Source organism: Pseudescherichia vulneris NBRC 102420 (assembly GCF_000759795.1).
GTDB lineage: Bacteria > Pseudomonadota > Gammaproteobacteria > Enterobacterales > Enterobacteriaceae > Pseudescherichia > Pseudescherichia vulneris.
In genome coordinates this window covers 493779-520776 of sequence record NZ_BBMZ01000002.1, presented here as the reverse complement: position 1 = coordinate 520776, position 26998 = coordinate 493779, and the positions used below count along the sequence as shown (strand labels likewise).

At 54.6% G+C, this 26998-nt stretch carries 20 protein-coding genes; 14 read left to right on the top strand and 6 right to left on the bottom strand.

Features of this window, described 5'->3' with window-relative positions; genetic code table 11:
* The first annotated feature begins 170 nt into the window (after positions 1–170).
* Positions 171–377, top strand: a complete 207-nt coding sequence (locus tag EV102420_RS02555; RefSeq protein ID WP_042388447.1) for a DUF1107 domain-containing protein — start codon at positions 171–173, stop codon at positions 375–377.
* 151 nt (positions 378–528) lie between these two features.
* Here the strand turns inward: EV102420_RS02555 and paeA are convergent, their stop codons facing one another.
* A complete protein-coding gene (gene paeA, locus EV102420_RS02550) occupies positions 529–1866 on the bottom strand; it encodes a polyamine export protein PaeA (RefSeq protein ID WP_042388445.1) in 1338 nt (445 codons plus the stop codon).
* A gap of 316 nt (positions 1867–2182) precedes the next feature.
* Between paeA and EV102420_RS02545 the strand changes: the two genes are divergently transcribed.
* Together EV102420_RS02545 and EV102420_RS02540 are read left to right on the top strand one after the other, a co-directional pair.
* Positions 2183–6127 carry an RHS repeat domain-containing protein gene (locus EV102420_RS02545; protein WP_042388443.1) on the top strand — a complete coding sequence of 1315 codons (3945 nt, stop codon included), beginning with the start codon at positions 2183–2185 and terminating at the stop codon, positions 6125–6127.
* A 62-nt stretch (positions 6128–6189) separates the two neighbouring features.
* Positions 6190–7308 (top strand): RHS repeat-associated core domain-containing protein, encoded by a 1119-nt coding sequence (locus EV102420_RS02540; protein WP_042388441.1) that lies wholly within the window; start codon positions 6190–6192, stop codon positions 7306–7308.
* 100 nt (positions 7309–7408) lie between these two features.
* On the opposite strand, the gene msrA is transcribed toward EV102420_RS02540, so the two are convergent.
* A complete protein-coding gene (msrA, locus tag EV102420_RS02535) occupies positions 7409–8050 on the bottom strand; it encodes a peptide-methionine (S)-S-oxide reductase MsrA (protein ID WP_042388438.1) in 642 nt (213 codons plus the stop codon).
* A 211-nt stretch (positions 8051–8261) separates the two neighbouring features.
* On the opposite strand from msrA, the gene tamA reads away from it, so the two are divergent.
* The 3 genes from tamA to EV102420_RS02520 are packed head-to-tail and all read left to right on the top strand — an operon-like array spanning position 8262 to position 14115.
* On the top strand, positions 8262–9995 hold the full coding sequence (tamA, locus tag EV102420_RS02530; RefSeq protein ID WP_042388435.1) for an autotransporter assembly complex protein TamA: 1734 nt from the start codon (positions 8262–8264) through the stop codon (positions 9993–9995).
* Positions 9992–13768, top strand: a complete 3777-nt coding sequence (gene tamB, locus EV102420_RS02525; RefSeq protein WP_042388434.1) for an autotransporter assembly complex protein TamB — start codon at positions 9992–9994, stop codon at positions 13766–13768. The genes tamA and tamB overlap by 4 nt, the downstream gene beginning before the upstream one ends.
* Positions 13769–13770: 2 nt before the next feature.
* Positions 13771–14115 carry a gamma-glutamylcyclotransferase family protein gene (locus EV102420_RS02520; RefSeq protein WP_042388432.1) on the top strand — a complete coding sequence of 115 codons (345 nt, stop codon included), beginning with the start codon at positions 13771–13773 and terminating at the stop codon, positions 14113–14115.
* A gap of 88 nt (positions 14116–14203) precedes the next feature.
* Here EV102420_RS02520 and ppa read toward each other — a convergent pair whose 3' ends face one another.
* Positions 14204–14734 carry an inorganic diphosphatase gene (ppa, locus tag EV102420_RS02515; RefSeq protein ID WP_042388429.1) on the bottom strand — a complete coding sequence of 177 codons (531 nt, stop codon included), beginning with the start codon at positions 14732–14734 and terminating at the stop codon, positions 14204–14206.
* Between the two features lie 309 nt (positions 14735–15043).
* On the opposite strand from ppa, the gene ytfQ reads away from it, so the two are divergent.
* The 5 genes from ytfQ (at position 15044) to EV102420_RS02490 (ending at position 21359) form a co-directional block, all read left to right on the top strand.
* Positions 15044–16000 (top strand): galactofuranose ABC transporter, galactofuranose-binding protein YtfQ, encoded by a 957-nt coding sequence (ytfQ, locus tag EV102420_RS02510; protein ID WP_042388427.1) that lies wholly within the window; start codon positions 15044–15046, stop codon positions 15998–16000.
* Positions 16001–16157: 157 nt separating this feature from the next.
* A complete protein-coding gene (ytfR, locus tag EV102420_RS02505; RefSeq protein ID WP_042388425.1) occupies positions 16158–17660 on the top strand; it encodes a galactofuranose ABC transporter, ATP-binding protein YtfR in 1503 nt (500 codons plus the stop codon).
* A gap of 10 nt (positions 17661–17670) precedes the next feature.
* Complete coding sequence (gene ytfT / locus EV102420_RS02500) at positions 17671–18696, top strand: galactofuranose ABC transporter, ATP-binding protein YtfT (RefSeq protein WP_106403888.1); 1026 nt, start codon at positions 17671–17673, stop codon at positions 18694–18696.
* Entirely contained in the window at positions 18683–19684 is a 1002-nt protein-coding gene (yjfF, locus tag EV102420_RS02495; RefSeq protein ID WP_042388421.1) for a galactofuranose ABC transporter, permease protein YjfF, read from the top strand. The genes ytfT and yjfF overlap by 14 nt, the downstream gene beginning before the upstream one ends.
* A gap of 109 nt (positions 19685–19793) precedes the next feature.
* On the top strand, positions 19794–21359 hold the full coding sequence (locus EV102420_RS02490; protein ID WP_042388420.1) for a methyl-accepting chemotaxis protein: 1566 nt from the start codon (positions 19794–19796) through the stop codon (positions 21357–21359).
* Positions 21360–21403: 44 nt separating this feature from the next.
* Here the strand turns inward: EV102420_RS02490 and fbp are convergent, their stop codons facing one another.
* Complete coding sequence (fbp, locus tag EV102420_RS02485) at positions 21404–22402, bottom strand: class 1 fructose-bisphosphatase (protein WP_042388419.1); 999 nt, start codon at positions 22400–22402, stop codon at positions 21404–21406.
* A gap of 172 nt (positions 22403–22574) precedes the next feature.
* Here fbp and mpl point away from each other — a divergent pair, with 172 nt between their 5' ends.
* Positions 22575–23933 carry a UDP-N-acetylmuramate:L-alanyl-gamma-D-glutamyl-meso-diaminopimelate ligase gene (mpl, locus tag EV102420_RS02480; RefSeq protein WP_042388417.1) on the top strand — a complete coding sequence of 453 codons (1359 nt, stop codon included), beginning with the start codon at positions 22575–22577 and terminating at the stop codon, positions 23931–23933.
* 44 nt (positions 23934–23977) lie between these two features.
* Here the strand turns inward: mpl and yjgA are convergent, their stop codons facing one another.
* Positions 23978–24529 (bottom strand): ribosome biogenesis factor YjgA, encoded by a 552-nt coding sequence (gene yjgA, locus EV102420_RS02475; RefSeq protein WP_042388415.1) that lies wholly within the window; start codon positions 24527–24529, stop codon positions 23978–23980.
* A gap of 94 nt (positions 24530–24623) precedes the next feature.
* Between yjgA and pmbA the strand changes: the two genes are divergently transcribed.
* Together pmbA and cybC are read left to right on the top strand one after the other, a co-directional pair.
* Positions 24624–25976 carry a metalloprotease PmbA gene (gene pmbA / locus EV102420_RS02470; RefSeq protein WP_042388412.1) on the top strand — a complete coding sequence of 451 codons (1353 nt, stop codon included), beginning with the start codon at positions 24624–24626 and terminating at the stop codon, positions 25974–25976.
* 32 nt (positions 25977–26008) lie between these two features.
* On the top strand, positions 26009–26398 hold the full coding sequence (gene cybC / locus EV102420_RS02465) for a cytochrome b562 (protein WP_042388409.1): 390 nt from the start codon (positions 26009–26011) through the stop codon (positions 26396–26398).
* Between the two features lie 49 nt (positions 26399–26447).
* Here the strand turns inward: cybC and EV102420_RS02460 are convergent, their stop codons facing one another.
* Entirely contained in the window at positions 26448–26876 is a 429-nt protein-coding gene (locus tag EV102420_RS02460; RefSeq protein ID WP_131405988.1) for a hypothetical protein, read from the bottom strand.
* Positions 26877–26998 lie beyond the last annotated feature (122 nt).

Genomic DNA, 26998 nt, shown 5'->3' with positions numbered 1-26998 from the left:
CTGGGGTAGAAAATTCTGATTAATTGTAATCAAACGGTAAATAAACTTATGCATACTGGGTATCAATGAGTTTGTGGTCTATAGTCACTGGGCAACAAAATTTGCGTTCATTAAAGTCGAGCCAATTGTGGCGTCGCTTGGGCGTAAGATTCAGCAGGAGAGAAAGAAGAATGAAAATTTTCCAACGTTACAATCCGCTCCAGGTAGCGAAGTACGTGAAGATCCTGTTCCGTGGACGGTTGTATATCAAGGACGTAGGCGCTTTTGAGTTCGACAAGGGTAAGATCCTGGTCCCAAAAGTGAAAGACAAGCAGCACTATTCTGTGATGTCTGAAGTCAATCGCCAGGTTATGCGACTGCAAACCGACATGGCGTAAGCAACGTGCGATGCAGTAGTTCCGTAACATAATAAGACGGCCCCTAAAGGGGCCGTTGATGTTTTAAATGCCGTAGGCCTGACAAGCGTAGCGCCGTCAGGCGTTGCAGCTATGCCGGGTGGCGGCTTTGCCTGACCCGGCCTACAGCACCTTACGCCGCGCTTTGGTTTTCAGCGTCCGGCAGTTTCGGCATCAGCGTAGTGGGCTTGCTGTCAAGGCGGGTCACCAGCAGCTGGTCGATACGGTAGTTATCGATATCCACCACCTCAAACTTATAGCCCGAGTATTTCACCGAATCGGTGCGTTTCGGGATTTTTCGCAGCATAAACATCATAAAGCCGCCGATGGTTTCGTAGTTGCCGGACTGCGGGAACTCGTCGATATCCAGCACGCGCATCACGTCATCGATAGGCGTACCGCCATCGATAAGCCAGGAGTTCTCGTCGCGCGCCACAATCTGGTCCTCCTGTCCCTGACCAACCAAATCACCCATCAGGGTGGTCATCACGTCATTCAGGGTGATGATACCGACCACCAGCGCATACTCGTTCATGATCACCGCGAAGTCTTCCCCGGCGGCCTTGAAGCTCTCCAGCGCCTCGGAGAGGGTCAGGGTATCCGGCACGATCAGCGTATTACGGATCTGCACGCCGCTGTTCAGCGCCAGGCTCTGGTTGGCCAGCACGCGATTAAGCAGATCTTTTGAGTCGACGTAGCCCACGATATGATCGATATCCTGATTACAGACGAGGAACTTAGAGTGCGGATGCTCCGCCACCTTGCTCTTCAGGCTCTGCTCATCTTCGTGCAGATCGAACCAGATCACGTTTTCGCGCGAGGTCATCGACGACGGCACGGTACGTGACTCCAGCTCAAACACGTTTTCAATCAGCTCGTGCTCCTGCTTACGCAGCACGCCCGCTAGCGCACCGGCCTCAAATACCGCGTAGATATCATCGGAGGTAAGATCGTCCTTACGCTCCATCGGCAGCTTAAAGATGCGGAAGATGACGTTAGCCAGCCCGTTAAAGAACCACACCAGCGGACGGAAGATGAACAGACAGAAGCGCATCGGGTTGATGATGCGCAAAGCCACGGCTTCGGGCGCAATCATACCGATGCGTTTCGGGGTCAGGTCGGCAAAGAGAATGAACAATCCCGTGACAAGCGTGAAGGAGATAATAAAGCTGAGTCGATCCGCCAGCTCGGGCGACACCACGTTGACCAGCACACTGTAAAAGGCCGGAGAAAAGGCCGCGTCGCCGACAATACCACCGAGAATGGCGACGGCGTTAAGGCCAATCTGCACGACGGTAAAGAAGGTGCCGGGGCTCTCCTGCATTTTCAGGATGCGCTGGGCATTGATATTGCCATCGTCGGCCAGCAGCTTAAGTTTGATTTTACGGGAGGCCGCAAGCGAAATCTCCGACAGCGAGAAGAACGCACTTACGGCAATCAGACAAAGTATCAGTAGAATACTGTTTAACATATCTTATCCAGCCATCGGCCAGATCCTCAAGAAGGGAAGGTTGAAAATCCATGTAATACATCAGGTTAAACGCCGATCCACAGCGAGTGGACCTGCGATCCAAAGCCTAGTATAGCGTAAGCAGGGGGATGCCTGCCAGCATCGTCAGTACAAGGTTTAAACAGTAAAGACGCCGTACGGTTAGTGATTTAATTAGCCCAAATATCAGTCATCGCACGCCAAAAAAGGGGCTTTATTAAAAAGGCAAAGTAACTAAATTTATAAAAGCCAGGCTGACTCTCCTTATTAATAATCGAATTATTGCTGAGGTATCACTATGAGTGCGAACTACTATTCCCAAACGCCTAATTTTGTTAGCGCCTCGTCTGAGGACGTGGATCCACGTACCCGTCTGTTTAGCTTTCAACACTCTCTGGGACAACTTATTGGTAATAATGCCATGGGGCCAGAGTTCAATTTTTCTATAAGCTACTCTGCTACTACCGACGTTGATTATTTTGATTTGGGGATAGGTATAACCCTTTCGCTGACCATATTTGATGCTTCTAATGCGCAACTTTCACTGGCTTCAGGTGAAAGTTATAAGGTGAATATGTCAATGAATTCACCTATTATTGAACAAAATAAAATGCGCACCTTTGATTTTATCCAGACAACCATATCGGATGGAAGCCCCGGTTATCGGGTAACGGAGCATGATGGCAGCGTAACTGATTTAAGCGAGTTTAATGAGGGACAATTTGTTCCAATTAAAATGTATACTCCGCTGGGATATTCTTTAAACTTTGACTGGGTGTCTACCTCTCGGGGTTGGGTACTTGGCTCTATTAGCGATGACAGCAATACCACTCTTTTAAAATTCGATCATGATTATGATACGTTAACCTTCTATCCAGGGTCTACTGAAGAATATAAGCTTACGCTAACTAAAGAGAATGGCTACCTCACTAATATTTCCCACTCTGGGCTGCCTGAAGGTGATTGGCAATATAATTATACTGATATCGGTATGGGTAATGGTCTTTTGACGCTATTTGAAACTCAGTCAATTACCGGCTTATTAAAAACTGTCACCTATAATAATGGGCTAACGGATGGGCTAATGCTCTTTCCCACTGAGTCAGGACAGGATGCGTTACCTGCGGTAACGGAACTGGTTATCTCGCCTGGCTTTGGTCAGCCGGATATGGTCACAACATATACACCAGATTCGACTCAGGGCTTCCCTAACTACCTGGGATATGACGCCCCACAGGGCGGTAGCTGGGATCCTTCGACTGACTACTCTCTTACTCTGATTGGACAGAAGTATTCCTACTCTACTATCTTGACGCAAAAAGATAGCGATGGGCAGGAGATTGTCACAACCTATACCTATAACAATTTCCATCTTTTGAGCAAAGTAGAGGTGGCACAGGGCGATACTTACTACTCTGCCGAAACCAAGTACTATGCCGATGCATGGCAGGAAGATAACCCTAATACTACTTTTGACGAACTGCCTGCTCAGTATCAATTTCCGCTAACTCAAACGTTAACGTGGCGCGACAGCAGCGGCTCACGTAACGAACTCACACAGTACCAGTACGACGATTTCGGTAATCTTACCCAGCAGATCGATCCCGATGGTACGCAGACGGATTATGTGTTTTACAGCGCGGACGGTGAAGCGGATAGCGCCGATGGTTATACCGGCTGTCCGGCCGATCCCAATGGTTTTGCTAATCTTGTTAAAAGTAAAAAAGTTACGCCTGCACCTTCGGACTATGACGATGTACCTATTAGAGCAAATTATTATCGTTACGGCTCGCTCGCTGCGTTGGACGATAGGCCTATGACAACCAGCATTGTTAAAGTCAAAGAGTCACTGGTGAAATTAACCGACAGTGGCAAGCAGCCGTTGACTGCGCTGGATACGGAATACTATTCAGATGATAAAACTTCATTTAAATATGGTCACGTTTCGCTGAAAAACACAACTAACTATTATACGGACGATAAAGGCACGACCCCCTATATGCTGAGCCAGGCTCACGATTATAACTTAACAACAGCGTATGGCGATCCAGATGGTGATAAAGTAATTGAAAGTAATATGACCATAACAACATTTGACGGTCTGACACAAAACGGTACAATGACTCGCTCATATTATTCAGGTAAAATAATGTCGCTGAACGATCTGCTTGGCACACCGCATGAATACTACTACGACAGTGCAGGGCGCTTCGATAAGATGATTACCCATAAGGGTAATACGGAGTACGAAAGATCGGTCAGTGTAGCTTATACTATGGTCCTCGACTCATCAGGTAATGCATCTGCCTTGAATACAATTTTTATTAACCACAATGATAATACTGAGACGCGTCTCAATTATGATAGTAGTGGCCGTGTAATATCCATTGAGAAAAGTGCGTCAGAGCAGATAAATGAAGATTTCAGTACCGTATTAACGCGGGAGTATGACTTGTTAGGTCGTATTTATTATGAAAAAATAACTGATAGTTATCTCAATAATAATGGGGCTTTACAGAAGACCGCAATTAACATTAGAACTCTTTTCAATGACTGGGGCTACCCTTGTGGCCATGAGTTTTACTCAGATAGCAACGATCCTGATAACTCTGTTTATTTGTCACGAATTTTAAAGTTTTCACCAGTTGAGATGAAGTATTATAAAGAATTGCAATCAGCAAAAGGTGTATCGGAGCGGCGGGTTGTCCAACTCAACAATCTGTCGTTGCCTGAAACTGTTACCTTTTATGATGCAAATGATAATGAATATGCCAGTAAACATATTTATTATGATGGTCTCAGACGTTGTCGTCAGGAAATAGATCAAATGGGCCATCCTGTTTCTTATGAATACGATGATTTTGATCATACCAAAACCGCAACCTATGCTGATGGCACAGCCGTAAGCACTACCTATGCGCCACAATTTAGCATGGCTATTGCAATCACTAAAGCCGCAACCGATAAAGACGGTAATAGTTATAACGTCGGCTCACGTGAAATTGACGGTTTGGGACGGGTGAAAAATTCTACCGTCGGTGGGCGAACAGAGATTTATACCTACAAAACCAATGCTAATGATCCATCGACGGTAACTGATAATGCGAATCGCGTATTCACCTATACCTACGATCCACTACTGGAAAATGCCTTAACAAACATCAGTGCCACTTTTGAGGACCAGACGATAGATCAAAGCTATGCCTACTTCAAACAGCGTGGATTAATAGACACCGTTAAGGAGACGGGGCAGCAGACCAACTCTTATACCTGGTACAGTACAGGGCAGGCTGAAACGGAAACATTTATTAATGATATTGGTAGTAAAAAACCCTCCTATTACTGGAGCGTCATGAATAAACCTGTAAGGTATACTGACATTTCAGGTAATCAGCTTTGGGTTGACTACTATCTTTCCGATTCACAGGTTGCGAAACCTGAGAAGATTAGCGATCCCGTAGTGACTACAACGTTACATTATGATGACTTTGGAAGACTCTGGACGCAAACTGCCGAAGCGGTTAATGGCTCTGGCAAGCTTGAAACAAAAATTACTTATGATGATTATGGTCGCGAGCAGGTGCGCACGCTTACGCCCGACAGTGGCGACGTTATTATTATTACAACTCACTATTATGAAAACAACCAAGTCTATGGTGTAAAAATCGAGAAGGGGGGAACGGTACTTTGCGATAATAGCTACTATTACGATCCACGTAACAGGCTTCATCGGCATGATTGCAGCGGTAGTTCACTGCCTAAAGATGGTTATGGTCAAGAGTTTACCTCTCAAGTGTTTGAATATGACTGCCTAAATAATATTATAAAATGCACTACTATAGATAGTTACGGCACTCAAGATGTTGCAACGTTTAATTATAAAAATGAAAAGGACCCTACCCAGCTTACATCAATTGAGCACCAAGGAAATCCGGCTTATCCATCGATTATCAATCTTTCATATTATGACGATGGTCGGTTACAGTATGACGAGGCGGGCCGTTTGTTAGCCTATGATGCACTCGGTCGACTTTTTAGCATCGAAACAACTGAGGGTGCTCAATCAAACTATCGTTATGATGGCTTTAATAATCTCGTATTTCAGTCAATAAACGATGAAACGCGTTATCTATATTATCGAGGCTCTCTGCTAGTAAACCAGATAAACCAGACTCAGCAGCAGCAGGATAGATATATATCTGGCCTGTCAGGCTATTCTGCCGTAAGCGAGGAAACGCTATGAATTTTATTAGTATTAGTGCGATGTTCTGTCGGCATGTTTATCTCTTAATAGGAGTTTAAATTATGGCTATACAACTTCTTGGTGTGAATCAAAATAATAGTACACAGCTGGCTTACGACGGCAGTAATCAGCAGGTTAATCTTTACTCTGCATTTGGCAGCGGTAATAATTCGGCTAATAGCACGTTTCCCGGCTATAACGGCGAGCGGCAGGATCCCCTGACTGGAGTATCACATCTGGGCAATGGCTATCGTGCCTATAATCCCATACTAATGCGCTTTAACTGTCCGGACAACGAAAGTCCATTCGGGGTTGGAGGGATTAACCCTTATGCTTATTGTGAGAACGATCCAGTGAATTTTACCGATCCAAGTGGTCATGGGATTTTTAAATGGTTTATTGCTGGTATTGCTTCTCTTCTTAAATATGTGTTTACAGAAGAAACCGCTGCATCGGTAGCATCAAAAGTAGGAATGATGACTAAATATACGTTAACTTATGGTACGAAAATCGCATCAGCTATAACAAACTATAGCGCCTATATGGTAGGTGAAAATAATCCTCAAGCAGCTGTTAAATTAGAAAAAGCCTCTTTTGCTTTCGGTATTATCCATGTTGTCACATCAACATACTCTCCAGTGGATCGCCTTGTTAGAGCTATGAAGCACTTAGCCCCCCGGGGGGCGGAACATCTCTGGGAAGCTGTTAATAAACCCGTTTCACTTATTAATGAAGCCGGTGAATTAAAAAGCACCACTCATACTATAACCGAGGTCGTTGAAGCTATTTCGCCAAGGATTGAAAAATTTGATGTTGTAGTAGCGGTAGAAGAGGTTCTTGAAGAGGTCTCTGGTGTAGAAATAAACATTTTCTCTACAGCTGAAAATGTTGATAGTGGTCTGAGTAACACAAAATTAATTTATGAGTCCATCAATGCTATATTAAATCTTTCAAGTACTGGATTTAGCATTGCCAGTGCGGCAGTCAGGGAGAAAAATCCCCAGGTGGCAGAAGATTTATCATTTATCTCGACTGCTTTTGGCATCGCTAATTTTGGGATGAGCTTTGGACGTAAGGTGCACAACGCATACGATGACGTGGTATGGGGTAAGGACAAAGGGAAACAGTTCTTAGACTATGTTAAATATAAAAGAAGCATTATGAAACTGAATCATGCTTAAATTTAAAAGAAGTATTTTGAAACGGAGTCGTCATTAGATATGTAACGCGTATTTGACAAAATACAATTGTGCCACGCACCTGCGTGGCACAATTACTCCGCTAGACCGTCTGCGGCGGCAGACACACCCCAATCCCACCGATCCCGCAGTACCCGTACGGGTTCTTGTGCAGATACTGCTGGTGATCGTCCTCGGCATAGTAGAACGGGCCAGCGGTTTTGATCTCGGTGGTCACGGTGCGATCGTCCCCGGCAGCGCGCATCGCCGCCTGGAAGCGGGCCAGGCTCGCTTTCGCAGCCGTTTCCTGCTCCGGCGTCAGCGGATAAATCGCTGAGCGGTACTGGGTGCCATGGTCATTGCCCTGACGCATGCCCTGGGCTGGATCGTGGTTCTCCCAGAAGACCTGCAACAGCTGCTCGTAGCTAATCACGCTCGGGTCATACACCACGCGCACGGCTTCAGCGTGGCCGGTCTGGCCGGAACATACTTCGCGGTAGGTCGGATTCGGCGTATAGCCGCCCGCGTAGCCTGCGGCGGTGCTGTAGACGCCGGGCAACACCCAGAACAGGCGCTCTACGCCCCAGAAGCAGCCCATCGCAAACAGCGCGGTCTCCATTCCCTCGGGGACGTTAGTCATTGAGTGCTCGTTAACGGCATGCAAACTGGCAACCGGCATAGGTGTATTGCGTCCTGGCAATGCATCCGCTTGAGTAACAAGGCGCTTCTTATCAAATAGACTCACGGTGTGGCCTCCCAGGAACAGATGTGTGATCGAGGTTGTAACGCAGCGTTGAATTGAACACAATAAATGCTGCAAATACGGCTAGATTTAAACATTAAGAAATATTGGGCTAGCCAGCCATTTTTCAACCCATTATGTTGGGTTATTTGTTAAGCCGGGGAGCGGCATTTCGGTTTCCTTACCTCAGGGAGCCTGATATTCAGGAGAGAACGTGCCACACATCCGACTGATAGGTTTCACTACCCTGCTGCTGGTAAGCGGGACGGCCTTAGCGGCAAACGTCCGTTTACAGGTGGAGGGGTTATCGGGCGCGCTGCAAAAAAACGTTCGCGCCCAGCTTTCGACCATTGAGAGTGATGAAGTAACGGCGGACCAGCGTTTCCGCGCTCGCGTTGATGATGCTATCCGCGATGGATTAAAAGCGCTGGGCTACTATGAGCCGACCATCGATTTTGAACTGCGTCCGCCGCCGGCGAAGGGCCGTCAGGTGCTAATCGCCCGCGTCTCGCCCGGCACGCCTGTGCGCGTAGGGGGGACGGATGTGATCCTGCGCGGCGGAGCGCGCACCGACAGTGATTACCTCGATCTGCTAAAAACCCGTCCGGCGATCGGCACCGTGCTGAACCACAACGACTACGACAGCTTTAAGAAGGGCCTCACCAGCGTGGCGCTGCGCAAAGGCTACTTCGATAGCGCCTTCAACAAAAGCCAGCTCGGCATTGCCCTCGACCGTCATCAGGCATTCTGGGATATCGATTACGACAGCGGGCAGCGCTACCGCTTCGGCAAGGTGACGTTTGAAGGCTCACAGATCCGCGACGAATATCTGCAAAACCTGGTGCCCTTTAAAGAGGGCGATGAGTATCAAACCAAGGATCTGGCGGAGCTGAACCGCCGTCTCTCCGCCACCGGCTGGTTTAACTCGGTGATTGTTGCCCCAGAGTTTGAAAAATCCCGTAAAACCAAGGTGCTGCCGCTGCATGGCGTGGTCTCGCCGCGGACGCAGAATACGATAGAGACCGGGGTGGGCTACTCCACCGACGTGGGTCCGCGCGTGAAGGCCACCTGGCGCAAGCCGTGGATCAACTCCTACGGCCACAGCTTTACTACCTCTACCAGCATCTCCGCCCCTGAGCAGCAGCTCGACTTTAGCTACAAGATGCCGCTGCTGAAAAACCCGCTGGAGCAGTACTACCTGGTGCAGGGCGGCTTTAAGCGTACCGATCTTAACGATACCGAGGCGGATTCTACTACTCTGGCGCTCTCCCGCTACTGGGATCTCTCTAGCGGCTGGCAGCGCGCCATTAACCTGCGCTGGAGTCTGGATCACTTTACCCAGGGCAGCGTGACCAACACCACCATGCTGCTTTACCCTGGCGTGATGATTAGCCGGACCCGCTCCCGCGGCGGCCTGATGCCGACCTGGGGCGACTCCCAGCGCTACTCCATCGACTACTCCAACACCGCCTGGGGTTCCGACGTCGACTTCTCGGTACTGCAGGCGCAGAACGTCTGGATCCGTACCCTCTACGATCGCCACCGCTTTGTCGTACGCGGCAATCTGGGCTGGATCGAAACCGGCGACTTCGACCGCGTGCCGCCAGATCTGCGCTTCTTCGCCGGGGGCGATCGCAGCATCCGTGGCTATAAATACAAATCGATTTCACCAGAGGATAGCGAAGGCAAGCTGAAGGGGGCCTCGAAGCTGGCAACCGGCTCGCTGGAGTATCAGTACAACGTTACCGGCAAGTGGTGGGGCGCGACCTTCATCGACAGCGGCGAGGCGGTGAGCGACATTCGTCGCAGCGACTTTAAAACCGGCGCAGGCGTGGGCGTGCGCTGGCAGTCGCCGGTCGGGCCGATAAAGCTTGATTTTGCCGTGCCCATCGCCGACGACGATAAACACGATCTACAGTTCTACATCGGTCTGGGGCCTGAATTATGAGTTTATGGAAGAAGATAAGCCTCGGAGTGGTAGTGTTTATTGTGCTGCTACTGGGGGCGGTGGCGTTCCTGGTGGGCACCACCAGCGGGCTGCATATTCTGTTTAAGGCCGCGAACCGCTGGGTGCCGGGGCTGGAGATTGGCCAGGTTACCGGCGGCTGGCGCGACCTGACCCTGCGTAATATTCGCTATGACCAGCCCGGCGTGGCGGTTAACGCCGGCGAGATCCACCTTGCGGTCAAGCTTGCCTGCCTGCGGGACAGCAGCCTGTGCGTTAACGATCTGTCGCTAAAAGACATTAACGTGACGGTAGATAGCACCAAGATGCCGCCTGCCGCTCAGGTGGAGGAGGAGGATAGCGGGCCGCTCGATCTCTCTACCCCCTATCCGATTACCCTCAGCCGAGTGGCGCTGAACAACGTCAATATCAAGATCGATAACACCACCGTTTCGGTGATGGATTTCTCCACCGGCCTGAACTGGCAGGAGAAAAACCTGACCGTTAAGCCCACCTCCTTACAGGGGCTGCTGATTGCCCTGCCGAAGGTGGCCGACGTGGCTCAGGAGCAGATCGTCGAGCCGAAGATCGAGCAGCCGAAGCCCGAGGAGAAGCCTCTGGGTGAAACGCTGAAGGATCTCTTCTCTAAGCCGGTGCTGCCGGAGATGACCGACGTTCATCTACCGCTCAACCTCAATATTGAAGAGTTTCGCGGTGAGCAGCTGCGCCTTACCGGTGATACCGACATTGTGGTGCGCAACCTGCTGCTGAAGGTGAGTAGCATCGACGGCAACACCCGGCTCGACACCCTTGATATCGACTCAAATCAGGGCACGGTTAACGCCACCGGCACGGCGCAGCTGAGCAACACTTGGCCGGTCGATATCACCCTCAACAGCACGCTGAACGTCGATCCCCTGAAGGGCGAGAAGATGAAGCTCAAGATCGGCGGCGCACTGCGCGAGACGCTTGACGTGGGGGTTAACCTTTCTGGCCCAGTGGACATGGTGCTGCGGGCGAAGACGCAGCTGGCAGAGGCCGGGCTGCCTCTGAACCTGGACATCATTAGCGAGCAGCTCTACTGGCCCTTTACCGGCGAACGGCAGTACCAGGCTGACGACCTGCGGCTGAAGCTGAGCGGTAAGATGACCGACTACACCCTCTCGTTCCGCACGGCGGTAAAAGGGCAGCAGGTTCCGCCTGCGACCATCACGCTGGACGCGAAAGGCAACGAGCAGCAGATCAATCTCGACAAGCTGACCATCGCCGCGCTGGAGGGTAAAACCGAGCTGAAGGCGCTGCTCGACTGGCAGCAGGCCATCAGCTGGCGTGGGGAGCTGACGCTTAACGGCATCAATACGGCCAAAGAGGTGCCCGACTGGCCGTCGAAGCTCAACGGCCTGATTAAAACCCGCGGCAGCCTCTACGGCGGCAGCTGGCAGATGGAAGTGCCGGAGATGAAAATCACCGGCAACGTCAAGAACAACAAAGTTAACGTCAACGGTTCGCTCAAGGGCAACAGCTATATGCAGTGGACCGTACCGGGCCTGCACCTTGAGCTGGGGCGTAACAGCGCCGACGTCAAAGGCGAGCTGGGCGTGAAGGCGCTGAATCTCGACGCCAACATCGACGCACCGGGGTTGGATAACGCGCTGCCGGGCCTGGGCGGCACGGCGAAGGGGTTAGTCAAAGTACGGGGCACAGTGGATGCGCCGCAGGTGCAGGCGGATATCACCGCCAACAACCTGCGCTGGCAGGAGCTCTCTATCGCCCGCGTGCGCGTTGAGGGCGACATAAAGTCCACCGATCAGATCGCCGGTAACCTCACCGCCCGCGTGGAGCGCATCGTGCAGCCGGGCGTTAACCTGAGCCTGGTCACCCTGGATGCCAAAGGCAGCGAGAAGCAGCATGAGCTGAACCTGCGGGCGCAGGGCGAGCCGGTGTCCGGCCAGCTCCGCCTGGCGGGCAGCTTTGATCGCGCTAACCAGCGCTGGAAAGGCACCCTGAGCGATACGCGTTTTGCTACCCCGGTCGGGCCGTGGTCGCTGAATCGCGCCATCGCCCTCGACTACCGTGGCGAGGAGCAGAAGGTAAGCATTGGGCCGCACTGCTGGACGAACCCTAATGCGGAGCTGTGCGTACCTCAGACCGTGGACGCAGGCGCAGAGGGGCGGGCGGTGGTTAACCTGAACCGCTTCGACCTGGCGATGCTGAAACCCTTTATGCCAGATACCACCCAGGCCAGCGGATCGTTCAGCGGCCGGGCGGATGTCAGCTGGGATACCACCAAACCGGGGCTGCCGCAGGGTGAAGTGACCCTGGCCGGACGCAACGTGCGGGTGACGCAGACCGTCAACGATGCGCCGCTGCGGGTGGCGTTCGATACGCTTAACCTCAATGCCAGGCTGCGTGATAACCGCGCCGATCTCGGCTGGATGATGCGCCTGACCAATAACGGTCAGTTTGACGGCCAGGTGCAGGTCACCGATCCTCAGGGGCAGCGTAACCTCGGCGGCACGGTCAATATCCGCAACTTCTCCATCGCGATGATCAACGCCATCTTCTCCCGAGGCGAGAAGGCAGCGGGTACGCTCAACGCGAACCTGCGGCTGGCGGGCAACGTGCAGAGTCCGCAGCTGTTTGGCCAGATGGGGCTGAACGGCGTGGATATCGACGCCAACTTTATGCCGTTTGAGATGCAGCCTAGCCAGGTGGCGATGAACTTCAACGGTCAAAGCTCGACGCTGCAAGGGGTAGTCCGCACGCGGCAGGGCGAGATTAACCTGAGCGGTAACGCCGACTGGAGCCAGATCGACAACTGGCGCGCACGGATTGCGGCGAAGGGCAGCCGGGTACGCATTACCGTCCCGCCGATGGTCCGTCTTGATGCCTCCCCGGACGTGGTATTTGAGGCCACGCCGCAGCTCTTCACTCTCGACGGCAGCATTGACGTGCCATGGGCGCGCATCGTGGTTCACGACGTACCGGAGAGCGCGGTAGGGGTCTCCAGCGACGAAGTGATGCTTAACAACCAGCTGCAGCCGGAGGAGCCACAGACCGCAGGCATCCCGATCAACAGTAATTTAACCGTTCACGTGGGCAATAACGTGCGTCTGGACGCGTTTGGCTTAAAAGCACGCTTAACGGGCGATCTTAAAGTTGCTCAGGATAAACAAGGACTTGGTTTAAACGGGCAGATTAATATTCCCGAAGGTCGCTTCCACGCGTACGGTCAGGATTTGATTGTGCGCAAAGGTGAGTTATTGTTCTCGGGTCCGCCGGATCAACCTTTGCTTAACATCGAAGCGATCCGTAACCCGGAATCCACTGAAAACGACGTTATAGCTGGCGTACGTGTGACCGGAACTGCCGACGAACCGAAGGCGGAGATCTTCTCTGACCCGGCGATGTCGCAGCAGGAAGCACTCTCCTATCTGCTTCGCGGCCAGGGGCTGGAGAGCACACAGAGCGACAGCGCAGCGATGACGTCGGCGCTGGTGGGCTTGGGCGTTGCCCAGAGCGGACAGGTTGTGGGTCGAATCGGCGAGACCTTTGGCGTTAGCAATCTGGCATTGGACACGCAGGGCGTAGGCGACTCCTCCCAGGTGGTGGTCAGTGGCTATGTTCTGCCGGGATTGCAGGTGAAGTATGGCGTGGGTATTTTTGACTCTCTGGCGACGCTTACGTTACGCTATCGCCTAATGCCTAAGCTATATCTGGAAGCGGTGTCTGGCGTAGACCAGGCACTAGATCTGCTCTATCAGTTTGAGTTTTAGCAATGCGAATATTTGTTTACGGCAGTTTACGACGCAAGCAAGGTAACAGTCATTGGATGACTAACGCTCAATGGCTGGGCGATCACAGCGTTGAGAATTATCAACTATACAGTCTGGGGCACTACCCTGGTGCGGTGCCCGGTCCGGGCCATGTGCTGGGTGAAGTTTACCGTATTGACGCCGAGACCCTGGCCGAGCTGGATCAGCTCCGCACCGCTGGCGGGGAGTACAAGCGTCAATTGATTCAGACACCGTACGGCAGTGCATGGATGTACGTGTACCAGCTATCGGTGGATGATCACACGCGGATAGAGACCGGGAACTGGTTAGACAGGGATCGGGACTAACAGCAGCGCCACCTTCGGGTGGCGCTGTTTTATCCATAAAAAAACACCGCCGTTAGGGCGGTGTTTCTGTTTATACTGCGGGCAAATATTACTTCTTCGCAGCGCGCTCGAAAGAGGCCACGATTTCAGCTTTCGCCGCTTCGGCGTTATCCCAGCCGTCAACCTTAACCCATTTGCCTTTCTCGAGATCTTTGTAGTGCTCGAAGAAGTGGGTGATCTGCGCTTTCAGCAGTTCCGGCAGGTCGTTCACGTCTTTGATGTGATCGTACTCTTTGCTCAGCTTGGTGTGCGGAACCGCAACCAGCTTGGCATCTTCGCCCGCTTCGTCGGTCATCTTCAGCACGCCAACCGGACGGCAGCGAACCACTGAACCCGGCTGCAGCGGGTACGGGGTCGGGACCAGCACGTCAACCGGGTCACCGTCCAGGGAGAGGGTGTGGTTGATGTAGCCGTAGTTGCACGGATAGAACATCGCGGTAGACATGAAGCGGTCAACGAACAGCGCGCCCGTGTCTTTGTCGATTTCGTATTTGATCGGATCGGCGTTTGCCGGGATCTCGATAACTACGTAGATGTCTTCTGGCAGATCTTTACCCGCCGGTACGTTCAGTAAGCTCATGTTTGTTTCCTTTAAAATGTGTGGCAAACAAGTGCCGGGTATTATAGCCAACTCACGCTGAAAGTCTTCGCCTGTTTTCGCTTTCCCCGTACCAATCGCGCGTTTCTCAGACCATTCACATGACTGAAAAGTACATAACCTCAGCCGCATTTTTCATAGCAAAATGAAAGCGATTACAAACTTGTGATTAACGTTTTATTTACTTTTTTGAAGTGTGATGTAACGCAATTCGTAACATCTTTCATTCGCTATAGTCTCTTCGCGAACATCTTTTAGCCAAACAATAATCACCCCTACGAGGACGTTATTATGTGGAAGCGCTTACTTCTGGTCACAGCAGTCTCAGCAGCCATGTCGTCTATGGCGATGGCAGCCCCGTTAACCGTCGGTTTTTCACAGGTCGGCTCCGAGTCCGGCTGGCGAGCCGCTGAAACCAACGTTGCGAAAAGCGAAGCTGAAAAACGCGGTATTACGCTGAAAGTCGCCGACGGTCAGCAAAAACAGGAGAACCAGATCAAGGCGGTGCGCTCCTTCATCGCCCAGGGGGTGGATGCCATCTTTATTGCTCCCGTAGTAGCGACCGGCTGGGAGCCGGTGCTGAAAGAGGCTAAAGATGCCGAGATCCCGGTGATCCTCCTCGACCGCTCTATTGATGTGAAAGATAAGTCGCTCTACATGACCACGGTGACCGCCAATAACGTGTTGGAAGGCCAGCTGATCGGCGAGTGGCTGATCAAAACCGTCGGCGATAAGAAGTGTAACGTTGTCGAGCTACAGGGCACGGTAGGAGCGAGCGTAGCGATTGACCGTAAAAAAGGGTTCGCTGACGCCATTGCTAAAGCACCAAATATCAAAATTATCCGCTCCCAGTCCGGCGACTTTACCCGCAGTAAAGGGAAAGAGGTCATGGAGAGCTTTATCAAAGCCGAGAACAACGGCAAGAACATCTGCATGGTTTATGCCCATAACGACGATATGGCCATCGGCGCTATTCAGGCTATCAAAGAGGCAGGCCTGAAGCCGGGCAAAGATATTCTGACCGGCTCCATCGACGGCGTGCCGGATATCTTTAAAGCGATGATTGAAGGCGAAGCCAACGCCAGCGTTGAGCTGACGCCAAACATGGCTGGCCCGGCCTTCGACGCGCTGGAGAAATTCAAAAAAGATGGCACCCAGCCTGAGAAGATGACCATGACCAAATCGACGCTCTACCTGCCGGATACGGCGAAAGAAGAGCTCGAGAAGAAGAAAAATATGGGTTACTGAGCCTGAGCTTCATGGGCCATGGTAAACATGGTTTTGTAGGCCTGATAAGCGTAGCGCCATCAGGCAATGCCGCGCCGGATGGCGACGCAGGCGTCTTATCCGGCCTACAGGGTGCTGTGGCATCAAGTCGTATCAGGTTCGTTTCGGGGAGGCCATCATGACCACCGACCAACACCAGGAAATTCTGAGTACCGAAGGGTTAAGTAAATTTTTCCCCGGCGTAAAGGCGCTTGATAACGTCAACTTTAGCCTGCGCCGGGGCGAAATTATGGCCCTCCTCGGTGAGAACGGGGCCGGTAAATCAACGCTCATCAAGGCGTTGACCGGCGTCTACCATGCCGATCGCGGCGTTATCCGCCTCGAAGGCCAGGCGATCTCGCCTAAAAACACCGCCCATGCCCAGCAGTTGGGCATTGGGACGGTCTATCAGGAGGTTAACCTGCTGCCGAACATGTCGGTGGCAGATAACCTGTTTATCGGCCGCGAGCCGCGGCGCTTTGGTTTCCTGCAGCGTAAAGAGATGGAGCGCCGCGCCACGGCGCTGATGGCTTCCTACGGCTTCTCGCTTGACGTGCGCGAGCCGCTGAACCGTTTTTCGGTAGCGATGCAGCAGATTGTGGCTATCTGTCGCGCCATCGACCTCTCGGCGAAGGTGTTGATCCTTGATGAGCCTACCGCCAGCCTCGATACCCAGGAAGTGGAGATGCTCTTCACCCTGATGCGCCAGCTGCGCGCCCAGGGGGTAAGCCTGATCTTCGTCACCCATTTCCTCGATCAGGTGTATGAGGTCAGCGACCGCATCACCGTTCTGCGCAACGGCGGCTTTGTCGGCTGCCGCGAAACCCGCGAGCTGCCGCAGATCGAACTGGTGAAAATGATGCTGGGGCGCGAGCTGGAGAGCAACGCCCTGCAACGGGCGGGCCGGACGCTGCTCAGCGACAAGCCGGTGGCCGCCTTCACTGATTTTGGCAAGAAGGGAACCATCGCCCCCTTTAGTTTTGAAGTGCGTCCCGGTGAGATCGTCGGCCTCGCCGGGCTGTTAGGCTCCGGGCGGACCGAAACCGCCGAGGTGATCTTCGGCATCAAGCCCGCCGACAGCGGCAAGGCGCTCATCAAAGGCAAGCCGCAGACTCTGCGCTCGCCACATCAGGCGTCGAGCCTGGGGATCGGCTTCTGTCCCGAGGATCGCAAAACCGACGGGATTATTGCTGCGGCCTCGGTGCGGGAGAATATCATTCTCGCCCTGCAGGCCCAGCGCGGTTGGCTGCGGCCCATTCCCCGCCGGGAGCAGAACGAGATCGCCGAGCGCTTTATTCGTCAGCTGGGTATTCGCACCCCCAGCGCCGAGCAGCCGATTGAGTTTCTCTCCGGCGGCAACCAGCAGAAGGTACTGCTCTCCCGCTGGCTGCTGACCAAACCCCAGTTCCTGATCCTCGACGAGCCGACGCGCGGCATCGACGTAGGGGCGCATGCCGAAATCATCCGGCTTATTGAAACCCTGTGCGCCGACGGCTTAGCGCTGCTGGTGATCTCCTCCGAGCTGGAGGAGCTGGTTGGCTATGCCGATCGGGTGATCATCATGCGCGACCGCAAGCAGGTGGCAGAGATCCCGCTCGCGGAACTTTCAGTTCCAGCGATCATGAATGCCATCGCGGCATAAGGAGTAGAGTGTGATGCCCCGTTCCCTTCCGCAAACCGGCCAGCCGAAGCGGCGAATAAGCTGGCCGACGGGTATGCCGCAGCTGGTGGCGCTGATCCTGGTGCTGCTGGTCGACAGCCTGGTTGCGCCGCATTTTTTCCAGATCGTTCTGCAGGATGGGCGGCTGTTCGGCAGCCCTATTGATATTCTTAACCGCGCTGCACCCGTGGCGCTGCTGGCAATCGGCATGACGCTGGTGATCGCCACCGGTGGGATCGACCTCTCCGTAGGGGCCATTATGGCAATTGCCGGGGCAACGGCGGCGTCGATGACCGTAGCCGGGCACAGCCTGCCGATTGTGCTGCTGGCGGCAATCGGCAGCGGCGTGCTGGCCGGGCTGTGGAACGGCGTGCTGGTGGCTATCCTCAAGATCCAGCCCTTTGTTGCCACCCTGATCTTGATGGTCGCCGGGCGCGGAGTAGCACAGCTGATCACCTCCGGGCAGATCGTCACCTTTAACGCCCCCAGCCTCTCCTGGCTCGGCAGCGGCTCGCTGCTGCTTTTCCCGACCCCGGTGATTATCGCTCTGGTAACGCTGGTGGTGTTTTGGCTCTTTACCCGCAAGACGGCGCTGGGCATGTTTATTGAAGCGGTGGGGATCAACATCCGCGCGGCGAAGAACGCCGGGGTGAATACCCGCCTAATGGTAATGCTGACCTACGTCCTGAGCGGCGTCTGCGCCGCCATTGCGGGCATCATCGTCACGGCGGACATTCGCGGGGCGGATGCCAACAACGCCGGGCTGTGGCTGGAGCTGGATGCCATCCTCGCGGTGGTGATTGGCGGTGGCTCGCTGATGGGCGGGCGCTTTAACCTGCTGCTGTCGATTGTCGGGGCGCTAATTATCCAGGGAATGAACACCGGCATTTTACTCTCGGGCTTCCCGCCGGAGCTGAACCAGGTCGTGAAGGCCATCGTCGTGATGTGCGTGCTGATTGTGCAGTCGCCGCGCTTTATCGATCTGATTAAGAGGAGCCGTGGTCATGATAAAACGTAACCTGCCGCTGATGATCACGCTCGGCGTGTTCGTGCTCGGCTATCTCTACTGCCTGACCCAGTTTCCGGGCTTCGCCTCGACGCGGGTTATCTGCAACATTTTGACCGATAACGCCTTTCTGGGGATTATCGCCGTTGGCATGACCTTCGTGATCCTCTCCGGCGGCATTGACCTCTCGGTGGGGTCAGTGATCGCCTTTACCGGCGTCTTTCTGGCGAAGGCGATAGGCTTCTGGGGGATCTCACCTCTGCTAGCCTTCCCGCTGGTGCTGGCGATGGGCTGCGCCTTCGGTGCCTTTATGGGCCTGCTGATCGACGCCCTGAAGATCCCGGCGTTTATCATCACCCTCGCCGGGATGTTCTTCCTGCGCGGCGTCAGCTACCTGGTCTCTGAAGAGTCGATTCCCATTAACCACCCGATCTACGACACCCTCTCCAGCCTGGCGTGGAAAATTCCCGGCGGCGGTCGCCTGAGCGCGATGGGGCTGCTGATGCTGGGCGTGGTGGTGATAGGCATCTTCCTCGCCCACCGCACGCGCTTTGGTAATCAGGTCTATGCCATCGGTGGCAGCGCTACCTCGGCCAACCTGATGGGCATCTCAACTCGCAGCACCACGATCCGCATCTATATGCTCTCAACCGGGCTGGCGACGCTGGCGGGCATTGTCTTCTCTGTCTATACCCAGGCAGGCTATGCCCTGGCGGGAGTTGGGGTAGAGCTGGACGCTATCGCCTCGGTGGTGATTGGCGGCACGCTGCTCAGCGGCGGCGTGGGGACGGTGTTAGGCACGCTGTTTGGCGTGGCGATCCAGGGGCTGATCCAGACCTACATTAACTTCGACGGCACGCTCAGCTCGTGGTGGACAAAGATCGCCATCGGCATTCTGCTGTTTATCTTTATCGCCCTGCAACGCGGCCTGACGGTGCTGTGGGAGAACCGGCAGAACTCTCCGGTAACGCGAGTGAGCATCCCGGCAACGAAGTCATAACTTTTTGATATGGTTAAAAAATAGCTAAAGCTTTCCCGGTAGCGGTCGATAACTGTTCGAATCAGCACTATTCACGCTACGAAGTCTCTCTGCTACCGGGATCGCCATCATGCTTAGAACGCTTTCGATTCGCACAGGCCTGCTCTCTCTGCTGGCCGTAATGACGTTACTTCTCCTTCTGGTCAGCGGCATCGGTATTTATGCCCTGACCCAAAGTTCCTCCTCGCTACAGCGCATTAATCACCTTCAGGGTGAGCAGATGGCGCGCCTGAACGAGGGCTACACCCTGATCCTGCGCGCGCGCAACGAAGCCGGACAGGCAGTGCGCATGATGGAGGTCGGGTTGTTAGACGACGCAGGCAAGTCGGTAAAAAACATCAATAGCGAAGTGGCGCAGGCCCAGAAAGAGTTGCAGGAGACCATCGGCGCGGGCGTAGAGGACGCGAGCGGCCAGGCCCTGCTGGCGGCGGTCGCCAAAAGCTATCAGGCATACAACACCCAGGGCATCGTCCCGATGCTGACGGCGCTCAACCAGCAGAGTGCAGACGACTACTATTCACTGCTGGAGAACCAGCTGGTGCCGGTATCGCGCCAGTTTGATAACGATATGCAGGCGTTTCTGAACTGGGGCGAAGCACGCGGTAAGGCGGAAGTAAACGCGGTGCAGGCGAGCAAAAAACGGGTGATGGCGCTGATCGTCATCGCCGCGCTGGTGACCGCCGGCATCATTGCCCTGGCGTGGCTGGCGCTGCGCCATATGCTGCTTAAGCCGCTTAGCGTCTCTATCCAGCAGCTGGAGCAGGTGGCGGCGGGCAACCTGACGCCCGCGCAGGCTGAGATGACCAGCAAAGAGTTCTCCCGCCTCAACGCCGCCATTGAGAACATGCGTCATTCGTTGGTGAGCTCGGTGACCCGCGTTCGCGATGCCAGCGCGCAGATTGATACCGGCAGCCGGGAGTTAACCGCAGGCAACGTCGATCTGGCCCAGCGCACCGAATCTACCGCCTCCTCCCTTGAACAGACTGCCGCCAGCATGGAGCAGATCACCGCCACGGTGAAGCAGAACGCCGCCAACGCCGAGCAGGCACACCAGCTGGCGAAGACGGTCTCTGATACTGCCGATCGCGGCAGCGAAATGGTCTGCTACGTGATCGAGAAGATGCAGGATATCTCCGGCAGCTCGGCGCGCATCGCCGATATTCTTAGCGTTATCGACGGCATTGCTTTCCAGACCAACATTCTGGCCCTTAACGCCTCGGTAGAAGCGGCGCGGGCAGGGGAACAGGGCCGTGGCTTTGCCGTGGTAGCGGGCGAAGTCCGTAATCTCGCGAGCCGCAGCGCCGACGCGGCGAAAGAGATCCGCACCCTGATCACCGACTCGCAGACTCACGTCGGGGAGGGTAGCAATCTGGCAATGCAGGCCGGTGAGACGATGGATGAGATCGCCAGCGAAGTGACGCGCATGACGAAGCTGATGCGGGAGATTGCGAATGCGTCCCACGAGCAGAGTCGGGGTATTGAGCAGGTGAATATCGCGGTGAACCAGATGGATGAAACCGCCCAGCAGAATGCCGCGCTGGTGCAGCAGTCCTCTGCCGCGACCCACTCCCTGGAGCAGCAGTCCCGCGAGCTGGTGGCCGCTATGGCCTCATTCCGCCTGCAGGCCGCAGGCTAAAACAATTTACCCTCTCCGGGCGGAGAGGGTAACGTGACTGCGGGTTAGGCGTCCGGGTACTCGCGCATAAAGCGCTCTACGTCCTCAACCATCGTGTTGGTGCCGACGAAGAACGGACGGCGCTGGTGCAGCGACTCCGGAATAATATCCAGAATACGCTCTTTACCGTCGCTCGCCTTGCCGCCCGCCTGCTCGGCCAGGAAGGCCATCGGGTTGCACTCGTACAGCAGGCGCAGCTTGCCTTCCGGGTGAGTCGCGGTGCTTGGGTAGAGGTAGATCCCGCCTTTCACCAGGTTGCGGTGGAAGTCCGCCACCAGCGAGCCGATATAGCGTGAGGTGTAGGGACGGTGGCTAAGCTTATCCTCTTCCTGGCAGAACTTGAGGTACTTCTTCACGCCCTGCGGGAACTTCATGTAGTTGCCTTCGTTAATGGAGTAGGTGTTACCCAGCTCAGGGAACTGCATGCGCTCCTGGCAGAGGGCAAAGACGCCAAGGGAAGGATCGTAGGTGAAGGCGTGCACGCCGCAGCCGGTGGTGTAAACCATAATGGTTGAGGAGCCGTAGAGCACGTAGCCCGCAGCGACCTGTTTGTTGCCCGGCTGCAGGAAATCTTCCACGGTGACCGGGGTGCCTACCGGCGTGACGCGGTGGTAGATAGAGAAGATGGTGCCAACGGAGACGTTAACGTCAATGTTGGAGGAGCCATCCAGCGGATCCATCAGAACCACGTATTTCGCGTGCTCGTAGCCATCAAAAACAACGATCTCATCTTCTTCTTCTGAGGCGATACCGGCCACGATATTGCGCGCACGCAGCGCCGCCTTCAGTTTTTCATTCGCGAACAGATCAAGTTTTTGCTGCACCTCGCCCTGCACGTTTTCGGCCCCGCTGGCCCCCAGAATATCGACCAGCCCCGCTTTATTAATATCGCGGTGGATGATTTTGGCGCCCAGCTTTATCGCCGACAGCAGCGAGGTCAGTTCCCCGGTGGCATGGGAGAAATCATGCTGCTTCTCAACGATAAATTCACCTAACGTTTTCATAACACTTTCCCTGCAATTAATGTGGAGTAAAGCGACTGTAACAATACTAACAAAGATCCGAATTAATGCGCACAGGTGAATCGCGCCAGCCAGAGTGAGATTCCGCTTAAATGCGTTTCTCTGGGCCGGACATGTGAGTAAAATAGGCGCCAGTTAAAATAAGGACCGACGTATGCGCATTCATATTTTAGGAATTTGTGGAACCTTCATGGGCGGGCTGGCGCTGCTGGCACGTGCTTTAGGTCATGAAGTAACGGGATCGGACGCCAATGTGTATCCGCCGATGAGCACCCTGCTGGAGAAGCAGGGCATCTCTTTAATTCAGGGTTACGACGCCAGCCAGCTCGATCCGGCTCCGGATCTGGTGATTATTGGTAACGCCATGACGCGAGGTAATCCGTGCGTTGAGGCGGTGCTGGAGAAGAGCATCCCTTATATGTCCGGCCCGCAGTGGCTGCACGACTTTGTGCTGCGCGACCGCTGGGTGCTGGCGGTGGCCGGTACCCACGGTAAAACCACCACGGCGGGCATGGCGACCTGGATCCTCGAAGCCTGCGGCTACAAGCCTGGCTTTGTGATCGGCGGCGTGCCGGGCAACTTCGACGTCTCCGCGCGCCTGGGCGAGAGTCCGTTCTTCGTGATTGAGGCCGACGAGTATGACTGCGCCTTCTTTGATAAGCGCTCCAAGTTCGTGCACTACGCGCCGCGCACGCTGATCCTCAACAACCTTGAGTTCGATCACGCCGACATCTTTGACGATCTGAAGGCGATTCAGAAGCAGTTCCACCACCTGGTGCGGATCGTGCCGGGGCAGGGCAAGATCATCCTGCCGGAGAACGACATCAACCTGAAGCAGGTGATGGCGATGGGCTGTTGGAGCGAGCAGGAGCAGGTGGGCGAGCAGGGCCACTGGCAGGCGAAAAAGCTCACTAACGACGCCTCGCAGTGGGAAGTGCTGCTGGACGGCGAGCGCGTCGGCCAGGTGAAGTGGGATCTGGTTGGCGAGCACAATATGCATAACGGCCTGATGGCGATTGCCGCCGCCCGCCACGTCGGCGTCACGCCTGCGGATGCGGCTAACGCCCTCGGCACGTTCGTCAACGCCCGTCGCCGTCTGGAGCTGCGCGGCACCGCCAACGGCGTCAGCGTCTACGACGACTTTGCCCACCATCCGACCGCGATTCTGGCTACCCTCGCCGCGCTGCGCGGCAAGGTCGGCGGCACGGCGCGTATTATTGCGGTGCTGGAGCCGCGCTCGAATACCATGAAGATGGGGCTGTGCAAGGACGATCTGGCCCCGTCGCTGGGCCGGGCCGATGAGGTCTTCCTGCTGCAACCGCAGCATATTCCCTGGCAGGTATCGGAAGTGGCAGAGGCCTGCGTGCAGCCTGCCCATTGGCATGTGGATGTCGATGCCCTGACGGATATGATCGTGAAAACCGCCCAGCCGGGAGATCACATTCTGGTGATGAGCAACGGCGGCTTCGGTGGCATCCACCAGAAGCTGCTGGACAGGTTAGAGAAGAAATAGGGGAATTGCCCGGTGGCGCTAACGCTTACCGGGCATTTTACAAACTACTCTTCGGCTTCCGACAGCTCGCGCAGATACTGGAAGATCAGACGCGCGGACTTCGGCGGCTTGTTGCCGTCGCGCTCTTTCTGCGCGTTACGGATCAGCGAGCGCAGCTGCTGACGGTCAGCGTTGGGCCACAGGTTTAACACCTCTGGCACCGCGTCGTCACCCTCGGCGATCAGGCGATCGCGAATGTGCTCCAGCTTGTGGAAGAACGCCACCTGCTGGTTATGGCGGTTTTTCAGCTTGTCCAGCGCCTGGCGAATCGGCTCGACATCGCGCTGGCGCAGCAGTTTGCCAATCAGCTGCATCTGGCGGCGGCGGCCCTCTTTCTTGATGCGCTGCGCCAGCTCAATGGCCGCGCGCAGATCGTCATCCAGCGGGATCTTATCGAGGGCGTTCTTGCCCAGGTCTACCATCTCTGCGCCGAGGCGTTTTAACTCTTCCGCATCGCGCTTAATTTCACTTTTACTGACCCAGATGATCTCATCATCTTCATCGTTGATATCATCACCGGGTACGTCGTCGAGCCAGTCATCGGGCTGCTTGGTCATCTCAGGCTCCTTAAAAAAGAGGCTAATACTAACACCCTGGGAGCACACTGAGAATGGGTTCTCTGTTAGACTTCTTTAAAACTCCCCTTACATTATGGCATTGGCGATGAAAGTAATCACACAAGTTGCAGAGCAACGCAAAGCACTGGAAGAAGCCGTCTCCACCGCCCTGGGCTTAGCCGCAGGTAAATCAGACGGCGCAGAAGTGGCGGTATCGAAGACTACCGGTATTAGCGTCAGCACCCGCTACGGTGAGGTGGAGAACGTTGAATTCAATAGCGATGGCGCACTGGGCATCACCGTTTATCATCAAAACCGCAAGGGCAGCGCCTCGTCCACCGACCTGAGTCCGGACGCTATCGCCCGTACCGTACAGGCGGCGCTGGATATCGCCCGCTACACCTCGCCGGATCCGTTTGCCGGCGTGGCGGACCGCGAGCTGCTGGCGTTTGAGGCTCCGGATCTGGATCTCTTCCACCCGGCGGAGATCACGCCGGATCAGGCCATTGAGCTGGCCGCCCGTGCCGAGCAGGCATCGCTGAAGGCGGACAAGCGCATCACCAACACCGAAGGCGGCAGCTTCAACAGCCACTACGGAATTAAAGTTTTCGGCAACAGCCACGGCATGCTGCAAAGCTACTGCTCCAGCCGCCACTCGCTCTCCAGCTGCGTGATTGCTGAAGAGAACGGTGACATGGAGCGCGACTACGCCTACACCATGGGCCGTGCGCTGGGCGATCTTAAGTCGCCGGAGTGGGTGGGAGACGAGTGCGCCAGACGCACCCTGGCACGCCTCGCGCCGCGCAAGCTCTCCACCATGAAAGCCCCGGTGATCTTCGCTAACGAAGTCGCTACCGGGCTGTTTGGTCACCTCGTCGGGGCGATTGCCGGCGGCGCGGTTTACCGTAAATCCACCTTCCTGCTGGACTCCCTCGGCAAGCAGATCCTTCCGGAGTGGCTGACCATCGAGGAGCATCCGCACCTGCTGAAAGGGTTGGCCTCAACGCCGTTCGACAGCGAAGGCGTGCGCACCGAACGTCGGGACATCATCAAGGATGGCATCCTGACCCAGTGGCTGCTGACCAGCTACTCCGCACGCAAGCTGGGGCTGAAAAGCACCGGTCACGCGGGCGGTATCCATAACTGGCGTATTAAGGGCCAGGGCCTTAACTTTGAGCAAATGCTGAAAGAGATGGGCACCGGGCTGGTGGTCACCGAGCTGATGGGCCAGGGCGTGAGCGGAATTACCGGCGACTACTCTCGCGGCGCAGCGGGCTTCTGGGTCGAGAACGGTGAAATTCAGTATCCGGTGAGCGAAATTACTATCGCCGGTAACCTCAAAGAGATGTGGCGCAATATGGTGACCATTGGTGACGATATTGAAACACGCAGCAATATACAGTGTGGTTCTGTGCTGCTGCCGGAGATGAAGATCGCCGGTCAGTAAGCCATTTTGACAATAATAAAAGGACATGAGCAATGCGGAAAACGTTGTTAGCGATGTTAGCAGTCTCCTCTCTCGTTCTGGCCTCTTCTGCCGCGTTTGCGGCAGATCTGGAAGAGGATATGGAGACCCTCAACGATAATTTGAAAGTGGTACAGAAAACGGATGATGCGGCGGAAATGAAGGACGCATTAACCAAGATGCGCACCGCCGCGCTGGACGCGCAGAAGGCGACGCCGCCGAAAATGGAAGACAAAGCGCCGGACAGCCCGGAGATGAAAGACTATCGTCACGGGTTTGATATTCTGGTCGGCCAGATCGACGGGGCGTTGCAGCTGGCCAATGCCGGTAAGGTCAAAGAGGCGCAGGCGGCGGCAGAAGGGTTCAAAACCACCCGCAATACCTATCACCAGAAGTTCCGCTAATCGTTTTCTCATTGCTTAACGGCGGGAGTCACCTCCCGCCTGACCTGTTTTATTCCCCCACGCTATCAGGATTATTATAGGCCTCTACCACCTTCACCTCCGCCGGGGAAATAGTCTGCTGAAGATCCTGTCGCGTTATTCGCTGCCCGGACAGGGTGTCAATAATCTCTTCGCTGCCGTTTGGGTATTGAGTGACTGAGATGAGACGGCCGCCATACAGCGGAATACCGGTTAATTCCATTGTATAGTCGGTCTTCTTTATCTCCTCTTTTTTTATCTGCTGCTGTTTATCGATCTCATCCTGCGTTTTAGACGTGAGCGTTATCTTCGTGCTGCTGTCGTCAGAATTTGTCGTATTATTATCGCTATTAATCTCTGCTAATTTGCTGTTATTTAGCAGAGTAGAGGGATTATCGCCGTTAGATAAATGCGAATCACCCTGCGCACTGACGGCGCTTATTTTTTCTATGCTATTCATCATCATCTCCGAAAAAAATATGCTGTGTAGAAGGCAGGAGAACAGTGCCCCCAAGGGAGGTGACTACATCTGCGTTGGATAAACGAGACAGAAAAGTTATCGGCAATGAGGGGAAATGATTT